This window comes from Janthinobacterium sp. BCJ23 (assembly GCF_059617945.1).
Genome location: NZ_JCAQAW010000001.1, coordinates 627,492 through 644,961 on the forward strand (window position 1 = coordinate 627,492; position 17,470 = coordinate 644,961).

Sequence of the window (17,470 nt, forward strand, 5' to 3'; positions counted from 1 at the left end):
GATGCAGCTCATCATCGCTGCGGTCGGCCATAAAATGCCGGCCTGGATAGAGACGGGCTTCGCAGAATACGCGAAGCGCATGCCGCCGGAATTGCGCATCGTGCTGAAAGAAATCAAGCCGGTGGAGCGTTCCGGCAGCAAGACCGCCGCCACGGCGATGGCGCTCGAACGCGAACGCATCGAAGCCGTCCTGCCCAAGGGCGTGCGCATCATCGCCCTCGACGAACGCGGCAAGGACCTGACCAGCGTCGGCCTGTCGCAGCAATTGATGGCGTGGCAGCAGGATGGCCGCGACACCGCCTTTTTGATCGGCGGCGCCGACGGCCTCGATCCGCAACTCAAGGCACGTGCCGAAGGCATGCTGCGCATTTCCAGCATGACCCTGCCGCACGGCGTGGTGCGCGTGATCCTCGCCGAGCAGCTCTACCGCGCCTGGTCGATCACGCAAAACCACCCCTATCACCGCGTCTGAACTCCTCCATGAAAACGGCTGATCACAAGATCTACCTCGCTTCCAAAAGCCCGCGCCGGCGCGAACTGCTGCGTCAGATCGGCGTCGATTTCGAATTGCTGCTGCTGCGCAGCGACGGCCCGCGCGGCGCCGACGTCACCGAGGAAGTCTTCCCCGGCGAATCGGCGCTCGACTATGTCGCCCGCGTGTCGAATGAAAAAGCCGCCTTCGCGTGGGACCTCGTGCGCCGCCGCCACCTGACCCCGCGTCCCGTACTGGCGGCCGACACCACCGTCACCATCGACGGCGTCATCCTCGGCAAACCGGCCGACCGCGCCGAGGCCGTGGCCATGCTGGAGCAGCTGTCGGGCCGCACGCACGAGGTACTCACCTCGATCGCCGTGCACTACAAAAACTTCGCCGAGCAGCGCACGCAGGTATCGCAAGTGCGCTTCGGCGTGCTCTCGCCCGCCTCGATCGCCGCCTACTGCGCCACGCCGGAACCGTACGACAAGGCCGGCGCCTACGGCATCCAGGGCAGCGCCGCCCTGTTCGTCGAGCATATCGAAGGCAGCCATTCCGGCATCATGGGCCTGCCCCTGTACGAGACGGCGCAATTGCTGCGTGAAGCAGGTTTGCCCCTGCCCTGATCCCGGGTATGATGTCATTCGTTGCCTCCACTCCCGCGCCTCCATGAACGAAGACATCCTGATCAATATCACGCCGCAAGAAACGCGCGTCGCCCTCATCCTGCAGGGCGCCGTGCAGGAATTGCACATCGAGCGCACGCTCACGCGCGGCCTGGCCGGCAATGTGTACTCCGGCAAAGTGGTGCGGGTGTTGCCGGGCATGCAATCGGCCTTCATCGACATCGGCCTGGAGCGCGCCGCCTTCCTGCACGTGGCCGACATCTGGGAAGCACGCGGCCACGACGGCCAGAACGCCACGCCCGCTCCCATCGAAAAAATCCTTTTCGACGGCCAGGTGCTGACGGTGCAGGTGATCAAGGACCCGATCGGCACCAAGGGCGCGCGCCTGTCGACGCAGATTTCCATCGCCGGGCGCATGCTCGTGTACCTGCCGCAAGACAAGCACATCGGCATCTCGCAAAAAATCGAAAAGGAAGCGGAGCGCGAGCAGTTGCGCGTACGCCTGCAAAGCCTGTTGCCACCCGACGAAAAGGGCGGCTACATCGTGCGCACCATGGCCGAGGACGCGTCCGACGCGGACCTGAAGGCGGACGTCGACTACCTGAGAAAAACCTGGAGCACCATCACGCACGGCGCGCGCACGCGTCCCGCCACCAGCCTGCTGCACCAGGATTTGAGCCTGGCGCAGCGCGTGCTGCGCGACTTCGTCGGCGATGAAACGGCCACCATCCAGGTCGATTCGCGCGAAAACTATGTGAAATTGCGCGAATTCGCGGAGATCTACACGCCCAGCGAACTGACACGCTTACAGCACTACACGGGCGAGCGCCCGCTGTTCGACCTGTATGGCGTGGAAGAGGAAATCCTGCGCGCGCTGGGCCGCCGGGTCGACCTGAAATCGGGCGGCTACCTGATCGTCGACCAGACGGAAGCGATGACCACCATCGACGTCAACACAGGTGGTTTCGTCGGCGGGCGCAATTTCGCCGACACGATTTTCAAGACCAACCTGGAAGCGGCGCACGCGATCGCGCGCCAGCTGCGCCTGCGCAACCTGGGCGGCATCATCATCCTCGACTTCATCGACATGGACAATGCCGAGCACCGCAACGCCGTGCTGGCCGAACTCAAGCGCACGCTGTCGCGCGACCGTACCAAGGTCTCGGTGAGCAATTTCTCCCCGCTGGGCCTGGTGGAAATGACGCGCAAGCGCACGCGCGAATCGCTGGCGCACATCCTGTGCGAACCGTGCCCCGCCTGCGCCGGCAAGGGACAAGTCAAGACGTCGCGCACCATCTGCTATGAAATCCTGCGCGAACTGCTGCGCGAGGCAAAACAGTTCAACCCGCGCGAATTCCGCATCCTCGCCTCGCAGGAAGTCGTGGATTTATTCCTCGAAGAAGAATCGCAGCACCTGGCCATGCTTGGTGACTTCATTGGCAAGAAAATCTCGCTGCAGGTGGAGAATGCCTACCATCAGGAGCAGTACGACGTGATTTTGATGTAGCCATTGCACACGCTGACCATGAAAACAAACGCTGCCCTGTGCCTGTTGCTGCTGTGCGCATCGACGGCCCTGGCCGCTACCAATGCCACACTCCCCGTCACCCTCGCCAAGGGTACACCCGTGGTGCAGCTGGACCTGAACGGCAAGACGCTGCCCTTCGTGCTCGACACGGGTGCAAGCACCAGCCTGCACCTCACGCCGGAGGTCGCACAATCGCTGCCGGGGCTGGCCTACACGGGTCGGCAACGCAAAAGCATCGACCTGGCTGGCAAGGTTCATGCATCGGACGAATTTCTCGTCCCCGTGCTGACCGTCAACGGCTTGCCATTCGCTGCCATGCAGGGTGTCATTCTGACGCCATGGGGCCTGTCGCTGGGCGAGCAAAAGGGCTTGCCGGCAAATATGTCCGTGCTGGGATTGAATTTTTTTGCCGGCAAACGGGTCGTGCTCGACCTGCCAGCGGGCATCCTGCAGATCAGCGCCAGCGATGGCGCCGCACCACCTGCCGGATGGCTGGCAGTGCCATATGAGCGCATCGATGAAGGCTTGCTGCTGCATCTGGCCGACGGCAAGAAAACCTATCGCCTGGTGCTCGACACCGCCGCCTCCATTTCCATTATAAAAAGTTCGGCAGCCGAAGCGTTTTCGCGCGTGCAAAAATGCGCGTTCAAGCTGGGCCCCGGACTTCCCTGCCGCGCGATCACACTGTCGCTCCCGGGCGGCAAGAGTATCTCGCCCCTGTTGATGACGTTGCCGGATGAATTCAAGGCAGATGGCATATTGGGCACGGATTTCTTCAAGCAAATGCCGGTACTGTTCGACCTGCAGCATCAAATGCTGTATTTGCGCCCGTCCGCGCCGGCTGGTTGAGGCCTATGTACGCAAGCAATAGCACCACCGCCTTCTGGCGCGACCCGGCTCTGCCCCACGTGGAAAGCCGGCGCGCCTGCCACAGCCGGGCGTGCTACAAGCCGCACAGCCATCCCACGTTTTCCATCGGCGCCGTCGACTCCGGCGGCAGCATCTTTACGGGCAGCCAGGATGGCCAGGCCGTGCTCGCCAATGGCAGCCTGGTGCTGGTGCCGGCCAGCTGCGTGCACGCCTGCAATCCCCTGTCTGGCGCCTTGTGGAGCTACCAGATGCTGCATCTCGATACGCAGTGGCTGCAAGCGCACGCACCAGCGCTCGATGGCGACACGGCCACGGTGTTGTACTGCCCGCTGCTATACGCGCAGTTTTGCGCCATGAATGCGCTGCTGTTTTCAACGGCCAGCACAGGCGAAAAAAATGCGGCGCTGCTGGCGTTCCTGGGCGCTTGCGCCAGTGCCTGCGCAGACCTGCTGCCTTCGGAACGCAAGCCCGTGCCACAGCGGCTGGCGCCCGTGCTCGCAACGCTGGCGGCGCAGCCCTCGGCCAGCCTGCGGCAACTGGCGCAAGCGGCGGGCTTGAGCCCGTATCAATTGATCCGCGCCTTTCGCGCCGCCACGGGCATGACGCCGCATGCCTACCAGCTGAACGCGCACGTGAACCGCGCGCGCAGCGGCCTGCAGGCGGGGACGGCTTTGGCGCAGCTGGCGCATGAACTGGGCTTTGCCGACCAGAGCCATTTCCAGCGCGTGTTCAAAGCCCATACGGGCATCACGCCGGGACGCTACCGCTAAGCTGCAATTTTCTTCAATACAGGCTGCCGCCTGTCCCTGCATACTCGCGCATCGCCATTGCCCGAGCCTAACCCCATGCAGGATTTCCTCTTCATCGCCGCCGCCCACTTTCTTTCCTTGCTGTCGCCCGGCCCCGATTTTTTCCTGATCGCGCGCACCTCGCTGGCCCACGGCTGGCGCGCCGCCGCCGGCACGTGCGTGGGCATTACCGTGGCCAATGCCGTGTTTATCGTGGCGGCGTTTGGCGGACTGTCGGTCCTGAAGGCGGGCAGTACGGCATTCATGGTGGTGCGACTGGCGGGATGCGCCTATCTGCTGTATCTGGGCTGGCTGTTCCTGCGCCATGCGGGCAAGAGCAGCCTGGAAGCCGCGCCCGCCACCGGCAAGGCGCGCTGGCGCGGCGGTGTCGTGATGGGGTTTGTCTCGGCCATCCTGAACCCGAAGAACGCGCTGTTCTACGTCAGCCTGGCCACCGTGCTGGCCGCCAGGCAAACGAGCCCCGCTGCGATGGCGGCGTATGGCGCGTGGATGGTCTTTGCCGTGCTGGCGTGGGATATGGCGGTGGCGCTGGCCATCGGCAGCAGCGCCCTGCGGCAGCGCTTCGCGCGTGCGCTGCCTGCCCTGGAACGGCTGTCGGGCGTGATGCTGATTGCGTTAGCGATAGTGCTACTGGTTCAGGCCGGCAGCGGATCCAGGTAAAACACGGCATACACTTTCAAGGGCGTCGTTTCCGTGGCTTTTTCCGAGCGCACGACGGAGCAGTCGTCGGCGGCCAGGCTGCGCCAGTTCTGAATGCCGGCCTTGGCGAACATGGCGTGCGCGGGGGCATTCGCGGCCAAGTCCAGCACCAGGCAGGCATTGCGCGGGCCGGCGCCGTAGTTGACGGCGCGGATCTCGATACCGAAGGTCGTCATCCATGGTTCCCACAAGCCTTTTTCCTTGCCGGCCGCCATGCGGTCGAGCATCTCGCCAAAGGTCAAACCTTTCTTGACGGTATCGCGCAGTGCTTGCAACGACGGCGCCAGGCGGGGATCGGGCTGCTTGTTGCCGGCGCGGATCTCGGCGATCGCCTTCAATTCCTTGATGATGGCCGCATCGCGCTCCGTGTAGTCGCGCATGCGCGCGTAAAACTCGGCGTCGAGGAAGGGATTGACGGTCAGCTTGGCGACGCCCTCTTCGCGGCGTTTTGGGGAAGGCGTGTTGGTTTTGGTCATGGCGGTAGAGGGCAAGAGAAACGATGAGGGGCGCCAGTTTAACATCATGGCGCATCGGCGGCGGCGTTAGCGCCGCTTTAATGTTGCGCCTGGCGGGTGCGGGGCGGCCACCGCAGTGCGCGCGACAGGCCGCATGAAGCCGCGCCGTGGCCCGAACAGGAAGACGGCGCCCGCATACAGTCCCGCCAGGGGGAAGCGCACCTCCCTGAGCAACTGCTGGAAAATGGCGATCGACTGCGCGCGGGTGACGGGAATGTCGGCGCGCCACTGGCACAGCACGTCATGTACGAGGCTGGCATGATAGGTCGCCGGCAAGCCCAGGTGCTGCGCGCCATCGGGCGTGCCCACATAAAACAGGCCGAGCACGCTGATACAGGGCGAACAGCCATCCCAGGCATAGCCGGCGCGGATGCGGATCGCCGATTCGCGTATGGTGACCCACTCGTTTTCAAACTCTATGCCGTCGAGCAAGGGCGAACAATAGCCATAATCGCTGCCCAGCGCATAGCGCCAGGCGTTGCCGGGCATGCCGAAATTCTTCGGCATCAGCGGCCTCCCTGCTGTGCTTGCTTGGCTCTCATCTGCATGGCGTTGCCTTGATCATTATCAATATCAAGATTTAAACATACTCGGCAGAAAGAAGGGCAAGAAGGTGTCAGGCGCGCGGCGCGGCAGTCGATTCGCGCACCACAAGTTCAGGTTTCAGGCGCACGTCGAGCACCGGGGAATCGGGCGAGGCGATGGTTTGCAGGATCAGCCGGGCCGCTTCCGTGCCGATGCCGTGGTGGCGGATGCGGATGGTGGTGAGAGGCGGGCGGATCATGTCCATGTACGGCATGTCGTTGTGGCCCACGACGGAAATATCTTCGGGGCAGCTCAAGCCCAGTTCGCGGATGGCGTCGTAGCAGCCGAGGGCCACCAGGTCGCTGCCCGTCACCACGGCCGTCGTTTGCGGCGACTGGCTCAGCAGTTCCAGCAGGGCCGCCTTGCCGCATTCGCGCGAATAGCCGCTGCTTTCAAAGACGAACGCTTGCGAAGGAGCGAGTTCGCTGGCCTGGATGGCGGCCAGGAAACCGAGGCGGCGCACGTGGCCGGTGGACAAATTTTCCGGGCCCGCGATGTGCGCGATGTGCCGGTGGCCCAGCGCCAGCAAGTGCTCGACGGCCAGGCGCATGCCGACCACGTCGTCGCTGACGACGCAGGACGCCACGCCGTTTTCATCGCTGCGGTTGACGGTCACGACAGGCACGTTCTGGTCGATGCACATCTTGATGACGGGATCGTCGCGGCGCGCCGTGGCCAGGATCAGGCCATCGACCTGCTGCCCCAGCAGGCGGTTGATGACGAACAGCTGTTCTTCCTCGTCGGCGCCCACGTTGGCGACGATGGCCAGGTAGCCATGCTTGCGCAAGCCTTCCTCGATGCCCAGCAGAATGGGCGGAAAAACCGCGTTGGTAATGTCGGGCAAGACCACGCCGATGATGCGCGACTTGCGTGTAACCAAGGTGGAGGCGGCGCGGTTGGGACGGTAGCCGAGCCGGCCCGCCTCGGCCAGCACGCGCGCGGCCACCTCGGCGCTGACCATTTGCCGCGTTGCCGGGTTCATCACGCGCGATACGGTGGAAAAGTGCACGCCGCTGGCCCGCGCAACGTCACTTAAGGTGGGGTTCTTGTTTGTCATGGGCTTCCCGGATCGCAATACCGTGATTTTATCGCAAAAAATGCCCATTCCGTCAAAAACCGAGCAAACGCTTGCATTGAAATAATGCCGCTGGCCAAAGCGGTTTTGTTACGCTTAAGTACAATCCAGCCTTGACAGCGTGCAAACGCTTGCATACCATGGCTCGGACTTACCACTCGGGCCATGCATGCCCTTCCCAGAATTCCTATGTCTACTTCGCACAGCAAGCACGCCGAACAGAACGGCGAAACCTTCAACCTGAAAGAAGCCGCCCTCGCCTATCACGCGGAACCCCGCGCAGGCAAGATTTCCGTGATCCCCACCAAACCGCTGGGCGACGCCCGCGCCCTGACCCTGGCGTACTCGCCGGGCGTGGCGTTTGCCTGCGAAGCCATCGTGGAAGATCCGCGCACGGCCGGCATCTACACGTCGCGCAGCAACCTGGTGGCCGTGATCACCAACGGCACGGCCGTGCTGGGCCTGGGCGATATCGGTCCGCTGGCCAGCAAACCGGTCATGGAAGGCAAGGCTTGCCTGTTCAAGCAGTTCGCCGACGTCGACGTGTTCGACATCGAATTGGCCGAGAATGATCCCGACCTGTTCATCGACACCGTGGTGCGCATGGAGCCGACCTTCGGCGGCATCAACCTGGAAGACATCAAGGCCCCAGACTGTTTCTACATCGAACAGCAATTGCGCAAGCGCATGAACATTCCCGTCTTCCACGACGACCAGCACGGCACGGCCATCATCGTCGCGGCCGGCATCCTGAACGGCCTGGAACTGGTGGGCAAGGATATCGGCAACGTCAAGGTGGCCGTGTCGGGCGCGGGCGCGGCCTCGATCGCCTGCCTGGACCTGCTCGTCTCGCTGGGCCTGAACAAGTCGCTGCTGAAAGTGTGCGACAGCCAGGGCGTGATCTACCCGGGCCGCGATGCCAACATGGAAGAGAACAAGGCGCGCTACGCGAACGACACGAGCGACCGCGATTTGGCCGATGCCATGACCGGCGCCGACATCTTCATCGGCGTCTCGAAGGGCGGCGTGGTCAGCGCGCAAATGGTCGAATCGATGGCTGCCAAGCCGTTGATCTTCGCCCTGGCCAATCCGCATCCGGAAATCGCGCCGGAAAAAGTGCACGCCGTGCGCGACGACGCCATCGTCGCCACCGGCCGCTCGGACTACCCGAACCAGATCAACAACGTGCTGTGCTTCCCGTACATCTTCCGCGGCGCGCTCGACGTGGGCGCCACCACCATCAACGAAGAAATGAAGCTGGCCTGCGTGCGCGCCATCGCCGCGCTGGCCAAGGAGCCGCTGCCGGGCCACGAGAGCAGCGCCCTGACGCCGCTGCAACTGATACCGTCGCCGTTCGATGAACGTCTGCGCAGCTGGGTCGCGCCTGCCGTATCGCAAGCGGCCATCGCCACCGGCGTCGCCACGCGCGTGCCAGCCACCGCCTGAGACGCATGACAGGCCTTGCGGCCTTGGCAAAATAACAGCAAGTTACCATTGCTTACAAAAAAACCATGGCTAAAAACCATGGTTTTTTCATTCTTCCCCTTGAGACTGCTTAAATAGTTATCGAAGAGCAAATTCCCCCGTGGGCGTTTTTGCAGCCACCTTCGATTACAATGACGCCTACTTTATGTTGCTACAGTTGCCATAATGGCGACACGTGCGTTACCAAGGATATTATGCTCGGCCTGACCTCTGTTTGTGTTTTTCTCTTTTCGGCATTGGCGCTGGCTGTCAACAGCGGATATTCCCTTGGCGCGCTGGTGCTGCTGCTGGCCAGCAGCTGGCTGCTGTGGAAACGCCCCCGTCTGAACCTGCAGCGCCGCGATTATCTGCTGCTGGGCACACTGCTGCTGTACTTCGCCATCTTTACCGCCAATATGCTGTACCACAGCGATCCGGCACGCGAACTCGACATGCCATTGCGGGCATTGCTGGCGGTGCCCGTGCTGCTGCTGCTGCTCGCCTATCCGCCGCGGCCGGCGGCCTGGTGGAGTGGTGTCGCCATTGGCGCAATCGGCGGTGCCGCACTGGCGTTTTGGCAACTCACCGTATTGAATCTGGAACGCCCCCAGGCGGCAACAAGCAACGCCATCCATTACGGCAATGTGAGCATGTTGCTGGGCATGCTATCGCTGTGCGGCCTGGTCTGGGCCCGCGAACAACGCTACCGCGCGGCATGGTCAACACTCTTGCTAGCCGGCGGCCTGGCCGGCATCCTCGGCTCTGTCATCAGCGGCAGCCGCAGCGGCTGGCTGGCCTTGCCTGTTTGCGCTGGCATCATCGCCCTGCATTACGCGAAAAGAGATGGCAAACGCTATATTGCCAGCGCCGCCATCGCGATCATCGCCCTGGGTGCAGTCAGTTATTCCTTGCCTGATTCTCAGATACGCAAGCGCATGCATGCCGCTGTCGAGGAGACCCAGAATTTTGAACATGGCGCCGATCTCAAATGGTCATCCGTCGGACAGCGCCTGGAAATGTGGCGCACTGCCTTGCTTATATCCCGCGACCATTTGATGGTAGGCATCGGCCGTACCGGTTATCTGGAAGCGAAGCGCGTACTGGTGGCGGAAGGCAAGATGAGCAATATCATCAGCGACTACACGAATGCGCATAACGACTATCTCGACACGCTGGTCAAACGCGGCATCACTGGCGTACTGGCACTGCTGGCCCTGTTCCTGGTACCGCTGGTACTCTTCACCCGCATCTTACGGCGCGGTAGCGCTGCGGCGCAGCCCTATGCGCTGGCCGGCGTGGTGCTGTGCACTTGCTATATGATTTTCGGTCTGACGACGAGCTCGCTTACCCTGAATATCGGCATCATCATGCTGGTCTTCCCGATGGTGATACTGTGGGCCATGTTGCGCCAGCAAGAGCGCACTGCTTGAGCTTGTTTTCCGCCTGACCGTTTTTGCTGTCCCTGCAAGGAACCATATCGATGCTCACGCCCGACCTGAAGCGCCTCACCGCGCTGCACGCGCCCTATAAAAAACACCTGGCCCTGGCCCTGTTGGCGATGGTCGTCACGGCGGCCACGGAGCCGCTGCTACCGTATGCGCTCAAGTTGCTGCTCGACAATGGTTTTGGCGGCAAGGTGAGTTTTTCCTTCTGGCTCGTGCCGCTGATCGTCATCGGCATCTTTGCCATGCGCGGCGCCTCGACGTTTGCCAGCAGCTACCTGATGAGCTATGTCTCCACGCGCATCCTCAACGAATTGCGGCGCCGGATGTTTGCCAGCATGCTGAACCTGCCCATCGACTTCTACAACACGCACACGGTGGGCAAAGTCATCAACTCCATCATGTTCGAAGTGCAGCAGATCATCGAAATGGTGACCAAGGTATTTACCTCGATCGTGCGCTCCTCGCTCACGGTGCTGGGCCTGCTGGCATGGCTGCTGTACCTGAACTGGGTGCTGACCCTGGTGACCCTGGTGCTGCTGCCGCTGCTGACCATCGTCGTGCGCACCACGGGCAAGCGCCTGAAAAAACTCAACCGCGACTCGCTGGCCGTCAATGCCGAGCTGACCCAGGTCATCGAGGAAACCACGCGCGCCCAGCAAGTGATCAAGATCTTCGGCGGCCAGAACTACGAGAAAGCCCGCTTCGAAGAGCGCGCCGAACAATTGCGCCGCTACAGCATGCGCATGACGACGACCTTTTCCGCCACCGTGCCCATCACGCAGGTAATCACGGCCGCGGCCGTGGCCCTGGTCATCGTGATGGCACTGTTCCAGTCGGAACAGGGGCAGATCACGGTCGGCGGCTTCGTTTCCTTCATCACGGCCATGCTGATGCTGCTGACGCCCTTGAAGCAGCTGGCCGAAGTCAACGGCCCCCTGCAGCGCGGCATGGCCGCCGCCGAGGAAGTCTTCCAGCTGATCGACAAGACACCGGAACGCACGGGCGGCAAGCCGCTCGCTGGCCGCAGCAACGGCCGCATCGAGTTCAAGGACGTGAGCTTCGCCTACCCCGGACATCCGGAGCCGGCCCTGCAACACATCGACCTGAACATCGCGCCCGGACAAACGGTCGCCTTTGTGGGCATGTCCGGCGGCGGCAAATCGACCCTGGTCAGCCTGCTGCCCGGCTTTTACTCGGCCAGCAGCGGTGAAATCTTGCTCGATGGACAGAATATCGATGCCATCGCCCTGACCAGCCTGCGCAGCCAGATCGCCATGGTCAGCCAGCAGGTGGTGTTGTTCGACGATACCCTGGCCGCCAACATCGCGTATGGCGATGCGGCCCCGGACCGGCAGCGCGTCGAAGCGGCCGCCGCAGCCGCCTTCCTGTCGGACGTCATCGACGGTTTGCCCGACGGCCTGGAAACGCGCCTGGGCGACAACGGTTCGCGCCTGTCCGGCGGCCAGCGCCAGCGCGTGGCCATCGCCCGCGCGATCTACAAGGATGCGCCCATCCTGATCCTCGATGAAGCCACCTCGGCACTGGATACGGAGGCGGAACGGGCCGTGCAAGCGGCACTGGAGCACCTTATGCAAGGAAAAACCACCTTAGTTATTGCTCATAGGCTATCAACAATTGAACGTGCGGACCGTATCGTGGTATTGTCACATGGGAAAATAATGGAAACCGGCAGTCACCAGCAATTGTTGGATGCCAACGGCGCGTATGCCAATCTGCATCGCCTGCAATTTTCCCAGCAAGTGGTATGACACCATCGAATGAATACCTGAAATCGTACTGATACATGACGCCTTTGATTCCCGCCGAACTTCTACAAAAGTCGGAAAAAATTCTGTTCATCGCCCATCTGGCGCTGGGAGACTTTACCTACCTGCAAAACGGTTTCCGCGCCTTTGCCGCGGCCTACCCGCATATCCAGATCCACCTGTGGGTCGACGAAGTACGCCGCACGTCCGACGCCAAACAATGGGAAAGCTTGCGCACCTATTCGCTGTACGACTGGGTCGAACAGTCGGGCCTGTTTTCCAAGGTGTACCGCAAGACCTACAGCCCGGCGCTATACGAAGAGTCACTGCGCGAAGCCAAGGCAGAGCACTATCCGGTGGTCGTGTCGCTGGCCCACGTACGGCCGCAGCAATATGCGGACCTTGCCCGCGCGATCAGCCCACACGGGCTCGTGATCGGTACGCGCAAGCCGTTCAGTCCGCTTCGCCCCTGGCATTATCTGGCGTACCGCAAGATCGATGCCGTGCTGGCCTCGTATGCGGGACAGGATGCCGGCGAACACCATATCAGCAGCGTGTATGCGGACTGGTTCCATCAATTGACGGGACTCGACATTCCCGTGGCCGAACGCTATCCCTTCGTGCACATTCCCGAGCAAGCGCTGCAGCAGGCACAGGAGCAACTGGCCAGCTGGGGCTTTTCCCCGCGCCAGGGTCCGCTCGTGCTCTTGAATCCGTTTGCCAAGTCGCACAAGCGTGGCTGGCCCCTGGAGCGCATTGCCGAGCTGATCGCGCGCATGCAAGCGATGCCGAAGTGGAAAAATGCCTGCTTCCTGATCAATGCCATGCCGCAGGAACTGGCCAAGGTGAATGCCGTCGTGCAGGCGCACAACTTGCCGCGCACGCAAGCCTTCAGTGCCATCGACAATTTTTTCCAGCTGCCGGCCATGCTGGCGCAATGCGACCTGATTATTTCGGTGGAAACATCGATCATGCATCTGGCGAACGCCGTGCATGTGCCCGTGGTGGCATTGATGCGCAAGAAGAATCCCGAATGGGCCCCCTTCGACAGCGCAAACAGCACCGTCATCACGGTGGCGCGGCGCAGCGACTGGGTCAAGGCGATTTCAAGCGATCAGGTATTGCAGACCATCGCCTAGAGAACGCTTCAGCGGCTAGCCGGTGGCCAGCATGCTGATGCGCACCAGGTCGGCCACATTATCGACGCCCAGCTTGTCCATCAGGCGCGCCTTGTGCACTTCCACTGTGCGCACGGAAATCCCCAGCGCCGGGGCGATATCGCGGTTGTGCTGGCCCGTTACCACCAACTGCATCACTTCGCGCTCGCGCGGCGTCAAGGCGCGCAGCAAGGCCAGCCCGTCCACCTGGCGCTGCAACTGGCCGCGCGCATGCGCCTCGTGCGAAAACGCTTCATCGATAGCGGCCAGCAGCTTGTCGTGATCAAATGGTTTTTCCAGGAAATCGCTGGCTTGCGCCTTGAAGGCCTGGCGTGCCAGCGCCACGTCGCCGTGCCCCGTGATGATGATGATGGGCAGCAGGCATTTGCGCTCCAGCAAGCGGCGCTGCAGGCTCAGGCCATCCATGCCCGACATGCGGATATCGATCAGCAGACAGCCGGCCCACTCGGGCCGCCAGCTGTGCAGGAAATCCTCGCCGCAGGAAAACAGGGCCGTGCGGTAGCCGCGTATGCCCAACAGCAAACCCAGCGCATCGCGCACGGCGGGATCGTCGTCCACGATAAACACCGTCAAATTACTTGTCACCATACTCTCCCGTAGTGCCTGCACTGGCGTGCGCCAAGGGCAGGATAAAACGAAACATGCCATGCTTGCCCACTTCGGCCCAGAGCTGGCCGCCATGCGCTTCGACGATGCTGCGGCTGAGCACCAGGCCCAGCCCCAGGCCGCTGGCCTTGGTCGAAACGAACGGTTCGAACAGGCGCGCGGCCAGGCTGCTGGAAATGCCGGGCCCGCTATCTTCCACGGACAGGCTCAGCCGGCCGCCCTCTAGCGGCTCGGCCGAGACCGTGATGCGGCGCTGGCCGCGCGGCTGGCCCATCACCGCATCCTGTGCATTGGCCAGCAGGTTACGCAATACCAGTTCGATTTGCAGGCGGTCCGCGTTGACGGCCAGCGGCGACGGCGGCGCCAGCGCCAGCTCGATACCGTGTTCATGGAACAGCGGCGTGAACTGGCGTGCCAGGCCCTCGATCAGCTCACTCGCCCGCACCGCCTCGAGCTGCATCGCGCCCGTGCGGAAAAAGTCGCGCAGGCGGCGCACCACGTCCGCAGCCCGTCCCGATTCGACGATCATGTGCCCGATGGCGCCTTGCAGCAAGGCGCCGCTCTCGCCCCGTTCCAGCAGGTATTCACACGCCTTGCCATAGGTCGACAAGGCCGTCAGCGGCTGGTTCAGCTCGTGCGCCAGGGCGGCCGCCATTTCGCCGGCGGCGGCCAGGCGCAGCGTGTGTTTCAGTTCGTCGGCCACTTGCCGCATTTCATCGACGACGATACCGATAAAAAAGCCCACCAGCGCCAGCACGGCGTCGAGCAACTGCAATTCATAAAACTGGATATCGACGGCATGCGTCCATTTCACCAGGGTGATGATGCATAGCTGCAATACAAACACGGCCAGCATGGCGCCATGCAAGCCCTGGCGCGAGGCGGCCCAGATCACGGGAAGAAACAGGAAGTAGAAATGCTTGTATTCGGAACGCACGATGGAGCCGAAGAGGCTCCACAGCACGAAGCTGGCCAGGGCCAGGTAAGCCAGGGTTTCCCAGCGCCAGACGGCGGCATGCAGGCGCTCACGCCCGCGCTCGCTGAACAGCACCCAGATCAGCGGCATCGACACCAGCATGCCGACCGTGTCGCCGATGCCGAAACGCCAGACGGCCGTGTCCCATTCACCGGCCGGTATGCGCCCCGTGAGCGACAGCAATGAAATATAGCCGAGCGCATTGAGCGCGGTGCCCAGCAGCACGATGAGGACCCAGGCGCTCAGGCGGCGCCGGTTGTCAAAGATGTCGCTGCTGCTGAAACTGCGGCGCAGGACTGCGCCGATTCCACCATAGCCGAGCACCAGCCACGCCGAACAGAGCAAGGTCAGGGGCAGGCCTGCCGGCATGCCGCGCACCAGCACCTCGCCGGCCACCAGGGCGATGAACCATGGCAGCGCTGCCTTGCGGCCATGGATCAGCCAAAACACGAGGCCCAGCGCGGGATCGGGATTCCACGGGGTAATGTTCAGCCCGTACATCGGGTCGATATACGTGGCCCAGTCAAACAGCAGATACAGGCCGACAAAGACGGGATACGGCAGGTAGCGGGACAGGAATGGACGCATAACGGTGTTTTTTTAACTGTCCCGCATTATGCATCGCAAGCGTGCGCCACGCCATGCCATCTTGCGTTATATGCACATGAAATAATTTTCATGCAATATCGCAAGACCCGTCAACGCAATCAGGCCACGGCCAAGGGCAAGCGCACCTCCACCAGCAAGCCCAGGCCGCCGTTACCGCTGTGCAGCTGAATCGTGCCGCCATGCTGGCGCACGACGGAAGCGACGATGGACAAGCCCAGGCCACTGCCTGGCTGCACCTGCTGCGGGGCGCGGAAAAAGCGGTCGAACACGCGCTCATACAGCGCCGGCGCGATGCCCGGTCCCTGGTCCGCCACATGCAACACGGCCTGGCCTCGTTCCGCATGCAGCGACACCGTCACGCTGCTGCCGCGCGGGCTGTACTTGATGGCGTTTTCCACCAGGTTGTCGATCAGCGAAACGAGGCTCTCGCGCTGTCCTGGCACGCTGAGCGAGACGCTGGCTTGCAACTCAAGCTCGATATCGCCCGCCTGGGCCAGTCCGGACAGGGCCGCCAGGCGGTCTTGCAGCAAGGTATCGAGCGCCTGCCGCCGCGGCAACTCGCCCGCGCCCGCCTGCACTTCGCTGCGCGTCAGCTGCAGCAGCTGGCCCACCAGGCGCGCGGCCCGGTTGCCGCTATTCAAGATACCGTCCAGCAGCTCTTGCTGGCGCGCATCATGTACCTGGCCCTGCAAGGCCTCGACATTCACGCGCATGGCAGCCAGAGGCGTGCGCAGCTCATGTGTGGCATCGGCGATGAAGCTGCGTTCGCGCGCGGCGCTGGCGTCGACCCGCTGCAGCAGTGCATTGATATTGTCGACCAGTGCCGCCAGTTCGCCATGCGGCGGCTTGAACGCCAGCGGCCGCAAATCCTGCGGCCCGCGCGCCGCCACCTCCTGCGCCAGCTTGCGCCACGGTCGCATGGCAAGGCGGATCGAGAGCCAGGCCGGCACCAGCAGGAACGGCAGACTGATCAGCAACGGCAGCAGGTAGTAACCGCGTGAATTGATCGTGATGAACAATTGCCATGCGCCTCCCGCTTCCAGCACCGTCACGCGCGTGTTGCCCTCGGCCAGGCTGCGGCTGCGCCAGGCCTGGCCCTTGATGTACACCACTTCCATCTGCTCCGGGCCGGCGCTGCGGATACCGCTGGGCGCATCGGGCGACTTGTAGACCAGCTTGCCTTCGCGCCAGACCAGGATGCGCGGCGCCAGTTCCGGCACCTGTCCCGTTTCAAACTCCTCGCGCAAGGCTTCGTCGATGGCGCGCAAGCTTTGTTCCTGGCGCTGCGGCTGCTCGGCCAGATTATCGGCCACGCTGATAATGGCGTGCAGGACGCCGCGGCTCACATTGCTCGCTTCGTCCGCCCCCTCGACCATCACATACGCCACGGCCAGGCTCCATACCATGGTCAGCATCAGCATTTGCGCCATCATCAGGCGGCGCACCAGGGTAGGCCGGCGCAGCATGGCCCAGAAACGCCCCATCATGCGCCAGCACCTGGCGCGGTGGACGGTTCGCCCTGCTGGTCGATGACATAGCCGACGCCGCGCACGGTACGGATATACCCTTCGCCTATCTTGCGGCGCAGGTTACCCATATGCACATCAAGGGTGTTGCTGGCATTGGCCAGCCCGCCGGGCAGGATGTGTTCTTCCAGCACGCGGCGCGTGATGACCCGGTTGGCGCGCATCAGCAAGGTCTTCAGCAGGGCATATTCACTGGCGGTGAGTTCCACGGGCCGGCCATGCACGCTGACACGGCGCGTGGGTACCTGCAGCAGCAGGCCGCGCAACTCGATGGTGTCGCCGTCGAAACCATAGCTGCGGCGCGCCAGCGCGCGCACGCGCGACAGCAGCTCGGCCAGCACGAAGGGCTTGACCAGGTAATCGTCGGCGCCGCCGTCCAGGCCCCGCAAGCGCTGTTCCAGCGTGTCGCGGGCGCTGAGGATCAGCACGGGCAGGCGGGCCGCGCGCAGCCGGGCCAGCAAATCGAGGCCATCGCCATCGGGCAAGCCCAGGTCCAGCAGCACCAGCTCGCAACTGTCGTGCTCGATGCTGCGCGCCGCATCCTCGAGGCTGCGCACCCAGACCACTTGCATGCCCTGGTCGCGCAAGGCGATCCGCACGCCATTGCCCAGGTCCATATCGTCTTCAATCAGCAGTATCTTCATGGTCAGTATTAAACCACCGCAAGCTGAAGAAAGGGTAAAGACGCGCTCTTCATGCAATCTTAATAAAAGGCTCA

The 17,470-nt window shown here is 62.9% G+C and carries 16 protein-coding genes and 1 pseudogene; 10 read left to right on the plus strand and 7 right to left on the minus strand.

What is annotated here, in order from left to right; translation table 11 throughout:
- Position 1 precedes the first annotated feature (1 nt).
- From rlmH to AC54AG_RS02820, 6 genes are all read left to right on the plus strand, one after another.
- Complete coding sequence (gene rlmH / locus AC54AG_RS02795) at positions 2-472, plus strand: 23S rRNA (pseudouridine(1915)-N(3))-methyltransferase RlmH (protein ID WP_034747108.1); 471 nt, start codon at positions 2-4, stop codon at positions 470-472.
- A gap of 8 nt (positions 473-480) precedes the next feature.
- Positions 481-1,101, plus strand: coding sequence for a Maf family protein (locus AC54AG_RS02800; RefSeq protein WP_496629441.1), 621 nt, complete (start codon positions 481-483; stop codon positions 1,099-1,101).
- Positions 1,102-1,144: 43 nt separating this feature from the next.
- Positions 1,145-2,608, plus strand: a complete 1,464-nt coding sequence (gene rng, locus AC54AG_RS02805) for a ribonuclease G (RefSeq protein ID WP_034747098.1) — start codon at positions 1,145-1,147, stop codon at positions 2,606-2,608.
- A gap of 18 nt (positions 2,609-2,626) precedes the next feature.
- Complete coding sequence (locus AC54AG_RS02810) at positions 2,627-3,478, plus strand: retropepsin-like aspartic protease (protein WP_496629442.1); 852 nt, start codon at positions 2,627-2,629, stop codon at positions 3,476-3,478.
- A 5-nt stretch (positions 3,479-3,483) separates the two neighbouring features.
- Positions 3,484-4,269: an AraC family transcriptional regulator gene (locus AC54AG_RS02815; RefSeq protein ID WP_496629443.1), complete on the plus strand. Its 786-nt coding sequence runs from the start codon at positions 3,484-3,486 to the stop codon at positions 4,267-4,269.
- Between the two features lie 75 nt (positions 4,270-4,344).
- Positions 4,345-4,968: a LysE family translocator gene (locus AC54AG_RS02820; protein WP_496629444.1), complete on the plus strand. Its 624-nt coding sequence runs from the start codon at positions 4,345-4,347 to the stop codon at positions 4,966-4,968.
- Here the strand turns inward: AC54AG_RS02820 and AC54AG_RS02825 are convergent.
- The 3 genes from AC54AG_RS02825 to AC54AG_RS02835 form a co-directional block, all read right to left on the minus strand.
- Positions 4,944-5,483 (minus strand): hypothetical protein, encoded by a 540-nt coding sequence (locus AC54AG_RS02825; protein WP_230518487.1) that lies wholly within the window; start codon positions 5,481-5,483, stop codon positions 4,944-4,946. The genes AC54AG_RS02820 and AC54AG_RS02825 overlap by 25 nt on opposite strands.
- 66 nt (positions 5,484-5,549) lie before the next feature.
- Positions 5,550-6,029 (minus strand): hypothetical protein, encoded by a 480-nt coding sequence (locus AC54AG_RS02830; RefSeq protein ID WP_319990801.1) that lies wholly within the window; start codon positions 6,027-6,029, stop codon positions 5,550-5,552.
- Positions 6,030-6,138: 109 nt separating this feature from the next.
- The gene (locus tag AC54AG_RS02835) at positions 6,139-7,164 is read right to left on the minus strand and encodes a LacI family DNA-binding transcriptional regulator (RefSeq protein WP_051990818.1); all 1,026 of its coding nucleotides are present in this window, start codon (positions 7,162-7,164) and stop codon (positions 6,139-6,141) included.
- Between the two features lie 207 nt (positions 7,165-7,371).
- On the opposite strand from AC54AG_RS02835, the pseudogene AC54AG_RS02840 reads away from it, so the two are divergent.
- The 4 genes and pseudogenes from AC54AG_RS02840 to AC54AG_RS02855 all read left to right on the plus strand — a co-directional run.
- A pseudogene (locus AC54AG_RS02840) lies at positions 7,372-8,610 on the plus strand (malic enzyme-like NAD(P)-binding protein); the annotation flags it as partial.
- A gap of 251 nt (positions 8,611-8,861) precedes the next feature.
- Positions 8,862-10,076, plus strand: a complete 1,215-nt coding sequence (locus AC54AG_RS02845) for an O-antigen ligase family protein (RefSeq protein ID WP_456130084.1) — start codon at positions 8,862-8,864, stop codon at positions 10,074-10,076.
- Between the two features lie 50 nt (positions 10,077-10,126).
- Positions 10,127-11,860, plus strand: a complete 1,734-nt coding sequence (gene msbA, locus AC54AG_RS02850) for a lipid A export permease/ATP-binding protein MsbA (RefSeq protein WP_496629445.1) — start codon at positions 10,127-10,129, stop codon at positions 11,858-11,860.
- Between the two features lie 35 nt (positions 11,861-11,895).
- Positions 11,896-12,996 carry a glycosyltransferase family 9 protein gene (locus AC54AG_RS02855; RefSeq protein ID WP_456130082.1) on the plus strand — a complete coding sequence of 367 codons (1,101 nt, stop codon included), beginning with the start codon at positions 11,896-11,898 and terminating at the stop codon, positions 12,994-12,996.
- Between the two features lie 15 nt (positions 12,997-13,011).
- Here AC54AG_RS02855 and AC54AG_RS02860 read toward each other — a convergent pair whose 3' ends face one another.
- From AC54AG_RS02860 to AC54AG_RS02875, 4 genes are all read right to left on the minus strand, one after another.
- Positions 13,012-13,623: a response regulator transcription factor gene (locus tag AC54AG_RS02860; protein WP_456130081.1), complete on the minus strand. Its 612-nt coding sequence runs from the start codon at positions 13,621-13,623 to the stop codon at positions 13,012-13,014.
- Positions 13,610-15,205 carry a sensor histidine kinase gene (locus AC54AG_RS02865; protein ID WP_496629446.1) on the minus strand — a complete coding sequence of 532 codons (1,596 nt, stop codon included), beginning with the start codon at positions 15,203-15,205 and terminating at the stop codon, positions 13,610-13,612. The genes AC54AG_RS02860 and AC54AG_RS02865 overlap by 14 nt, the downstream gene beginning before the upstream one ends.
- A 119-nt stretch (positions 15,206-15,324) precedes the next feature.
- Positions 15,325-16,713, minus strand: a complete 1,389-nt coding sequence (locus AC54AG_RS02870; protein WP_219327812.1) for a sensor histidine kinase — start codon at positions 16,711-16,713, stop codon at positions 15,325-15,327.
- Entirely contained in the window at positions 16,710-17,396 is a 687-nt protein-coding gene (locus AC54AG_RS02875; protein ID WP_034747063.1) for a response regulator, read from the minus strand. The genes AC54AG_RS02870 and AC54AG_RS02875 overlap by 4 nt, the downstream gene beginning before the upstream one ends.
- Positions 17,397-17,470: the final 74 nt, after the last annotated feature.